At 63.1% G+C, this 3,618-nt stretch carries 4 protein-coding genes; 2 read left to right on the top strand and 2 right to left on the bottom strand.

Annotated features, from left to right (window positions below; all coding sequences use genetic code 11):
- Positions 1–139: 139 nt before the first annotated feature.
- Entirely contained in the window at positions 140–1,048 is a 909-nt protein-coding gene (gene gcvA / locus AC0L25_RS32225; RefSeq protein WP_473599152.1) for a transcriptional regulator GcvA, read from the bottom strand.
- 214 nt (positions 1,049–1,262) lie between these two features.
- On the opposite strand from gcvA, the gene AC0L25_RS32220 reads away from it, so the two are divergent.
- Entirely contained in the window at positions 1,263–1,448 is a 186-nt protein-coding gene (locus AC0L25_RS32220; protein WP_473599151.1) for a hypothetical protein, read from the top strand.
- A gap of 22 nt (positions 1,449–1,470) precedes the next feature.
- Here the strand turns inward: AC0L25_RS32220 and AC0L25_RS32215 are convergent, their stop codons facing one another.
- Positions 1,471–2,427 carry a sugar-binding transcriptional regulator gene (locus AC0L25_RS32215; RefSeq protein WP_473599150.1) on the bottom strand — a complete coding sequence of 319 codons (957 nt, stop codon included), beginning with the start codon at positions 2,425–2,427 and terminating at the stop codon, positions 1,471–1,473.
- A gap of 256 nt (positions 2,428–2,683) precedes the next feature.
- Between AC0L25_RS32215 and AC0L25_RS32210 the strand changes: the two genes are divergently transcribed.
- On the top strand, positions 2,684–3,316 hold the full coding sequence (locus tag AC0L25_RS32210) for an HAD family hydrolase (protein WP_473599149.1): 633 nt from the start codon (positions 2,684–2,686) through the stop codon (positions 3,314–3,316).
- Positions 3,317–3,618: the final 302 nt, after the last annotated feature.

Genomic DNA, 3,618 nt, shown 5'->3' with positions numbered 1-3,618 from the left:
CTGTTCTCGCCAGTTGAATGCAGAAACTACTTCACAGCAGCAGGGTATGGACTCACTTGAACGTCCGATGCTCTAGAATGGGTCTCGGCGCGCGAAATGTCGGGATTTCAGCGCCCGCTTGATCGGATAAATTGCCGACCTATTCGCCGGCAATCTCGGCCAGTATCCATTCGCGAAAAGCGCGGATCTTCGGCACCTTGCGCCGCGCCTCGGGATAGACCAGCCAATAGGCGTGGCCGTCGTCGCCGACCAGATCGAAGGGCTGGATCAGGCGGCCATCGGCAAGCTCGGCCTTGAAGAAAGCGGCCGTCACGATCGCCACGCCCTGCCCGGCGATCGCGGCGTTGGCCTCATAGGCCTGCGCACCCATGCTGGAACCGGGGCGCTTGGCCAGTTCCTCGACCGGCAGGCCGGCGGCGATAAACCAGTCCCGCCACCAGATGTCGCCAGGGTCGAGGATCGGCAGGCGCAACAGATCGGCCGGCTCCTTCACCCCGCCGATGGTCGCCGCGAGTTTCGGGCTCAGCATCGGCGTGAAGTCCGCGTTGAAAAGCTTGTGCGCCTCCACGCCCGGCCAGTTTCCGTCGCCCGAACGGATGGCGATGTCGATATCCTCGCGGGCAAAATCGACGACGCGGTTCGATGTATCGAGGCGCACCGCCAGCGATGGATGCGCGACCTGGAACGAGCCGAGGTGCTGTGCCAGCCAGTTCGAGGCAAAGGTCAGCAGCGTCGAGACACAAAGTACGCCGTCCGCGCCGCTGCGCGCGGCGGCGTAGGCTCCACCCAATAGGGCGAAGGCCTCGCTGACCGCAGGCGCCATGCGTTGCCCCGCCTCGGTCAGCACGATCTGCCTTGGCCGGCGCAGGAATAAGGGCGCACCGACGCGCTCTTCCAGAAGCTTGATCTGATAGCTCGCCGCCGCCTGCGTCATGCCAAGCTCGCCGGCGGCCTTGGTGAAGGAAAGATGCCGAGCCACCGCCTCGAACACCCGGATCGCCTGAAGCGGAGGGAGCTGGGAGACCTGCCGTGAGTTGAGTTCAGGCATAAGCCCTCCTTATGGGCCGTGATCGACGTTTGATTGGCAGCAAGGCCCGACCTAGCCGATATTTGAGGTCGACGTTCACTCTCGTCTACAGCGCCGCGCGTCCTTATTGGACGCGCAAAGGACGCTGTAGCACTTTTGATTTTGCGCATGATCCTTTCCGAAAATCGATATCGATTTTCGGGGTCATGCGCAGAGATAACGAAGGCTGACGATCATGACCATTGTACAGGACAAGCTATTTTTGACGCCAGGCCGAGGCTGGTGTCTGCGGCTGGCGCGCGGATTGGCACGGCAAGTGGCCAGGAAACGGGCCTATCTCGACATTAGGGAATTGCCGCCGCATCTGCAGCGCGACATGGGTTTTCTCGACGGCAACGATCCTTGCGGCCGGCGCAAATAGTCTTGCTGGATTTATCGCAAAATCAGCTGGCCGCCAGCAAGGCGGCGGCGGTCCGCTCGTCGGTGATGAGGCCGTTGACCAGCCGCCGGTTCACAGCCGCAAGGATGCCCGGCAGTTTCCGCTCGCCCATGGCGAGCGCGATCACCAGCGATTTTTCGCGCGACGGCAATGATGCCGACGACACCCTGTCATTGGTGATGCCCTCGATCATCCGGCCTTCGCGATCGAACACCCAGCCGACGATCTCAGCGACGCCGCCGGCTTTCTGCAGCGCTTTCAATTCGCTCTCCGAAATGAAGCCGTCCTCGTAAAGCGGCGCCTTGGGGCCGAGATCGCCGATGCCGACGAAGGTGACGTCGGCTTCCGCGGCAAGTGCCAGCGTCGGTTGGATCATCGGCTGGCTGAGCAGCATCTCGCGCTCCGCCGGCGAGGAGGCGATGACCGGCAGCGGCATCGGAAAGGAGCGCGCCTTGACCCTATCGGCCATGGTGAAGATGACATTGTAGAAGGCGGCCGAACCGTCGGGCGAGATGTTGCCGGTCAACGACACCACCTTGTGCTGCGGGCATTCCATCGGCGGCAGCTGCTCGATTGCCGCCTTCAGGGTGCGACCGGTGCCGATCGCCATGACGATCGGCACCGGCGACCGCAGCCGTCTCTCGATCTCGGCAGCCGCCGCCACGGCGACGCCGATGGTGGAGGAGGAAGCGGGATCGCTCGGCACCACTTCGACCAGATCGAGCGCGAAGCGCGATTTCAGCCGGGCCGCGAGGTCGAGGCAATTGGCGATCGGGTGGTCGACACGCACCTTGATCAGCCCTTCGGACACCGCCAGCGACACCAGCCGCTGCGCCGTCTGCCGTGAGATGCCGAGCGTCGAGGCGATCTGGTCTTGCGTGTTGCCGGCGACGTAATAGAGCCAGCCGGCGCGCGCCGCGTCGTCCAGCCGGTTGCTGCCGCTGTCCTGCCGGGAATTCAACTTGCTGCCTCCCTGCCCCGACAATCGAGACGGAGCGCCTTACTTTTACGGGCAAATGCGCTTGTGCGCAATTGCCTATCGCCAGAGCAATTGCTTAGGCAAGCGCTCGCTGTGCCTGTCTGTTTCGAGTGAATAATTGTAGCCAAGCAATTTTCGAACTCCGGCAATTTGAAGTCCCGCAATCTCGGTGCAGTCAGGCGCGGCGGTTTATCTCCCGACGCAAACCCTCTAAGGGATTCGGACAAAGGAGCCTCGCATGACGCCGAAAGCGGTTTTCTGGGACATGGACGGCACGCTGGTCGACAGCGAGCCATTGCACGAGGCGGCGCTGATTGCGGCGCTGCACAGCGTCGGCATCGCGGCACCAAACAACCTGCATGAGCGGGTGCTCGGTATCGCTGCATGGCCGGTCTACGAAATGCTGCGCGACGAGTTCGGCCTCGACCTGCCCTTCGACGACTGGATCGTGCGCAAATACGATCACTATCTGCCGATGGCCGAGACGCTGAAGCCGCGCCCCGGCGCGATCGAGATCTATAACGAGCTGCGCGCGCTTGGCGTAGCACAAGCGGTGGTGTCCAATTCCGACCGGCTGGTCGTCGACGCCAATCTGCGCATGGTCGGTCTTTTCTATCCCGGCATGAAGACGATCAGCCGCAACGACGTGCGCGAAGGCAAGCCGCACGCCGAACCTTTTCTGCGCGCCGCATGGCTGGCCGGTGTCGATCCGGCCGATGCCGTGGCCGTCGAAGACAGCGTGACCGGCGCCACGGCCGGGCTGGCGGCGGGGATGAAGACGATCTTCTGGCCGGAGGCGCCTATGGAAGGGCCGCCCGGTGCGATCATTATCAACAGCGCCGACGAATTGCGGGCTGAGCTGGGGCTTTAAGACTGGCGAAACCGGCGATCAGAGCGCCCTTCTCCCCGTCCCTATGGCAGGGCTATCGCAGGTGGAAAGCCGAGGCTTTCGCACTACGATGGACCCCCACCCCTAACCCCTCCCCGCAAGGGGGAGGGAGACTTTCCGTTGGCGCTGACCTTAGCAAATTGCCTGCCTTTCGGCGCCGAAGGGAGAGAAGGTAAGGCGCGCGGCAGCGTTCCCTCCCCCTTGTGGGCTAGCGTGCGCACACATCTGATTTGGCGGGGATTAGTTTGGATTTGCAAGAGCGAAGCCCTCGGCGATGGCGTGGA

This window comes from Mesorhizobium sp. WSM4813 (genome assembly GCF_055811555.1).
This window is presented reverse-complemented; position numbering and strand designations above follow the sequence as displayed.

Coding starts and splice junctions, on each gene's coding strand:
- AC0L25_RS32210 (WP_473599149.1), top strand. CDS start 2,684: ATGACGCCGAAAGCGGTTTTCTGGGACATGGACGGCACGCTGGTCGAC.
- gcvA (WP_473599152.1), bottom strand. CDS start 1,048: ATGCCTGAACTCAACTCACGGCAGGTCTCCCAGCTCCCTCCGCTTCAG.
- AC0L25_RS32220 (WP_473599151.1), top strand. CDS start 1,263: ATGACCATTGTACAGGACAAGCTATTTTTGACGCCAGGCCGAGGCTGG.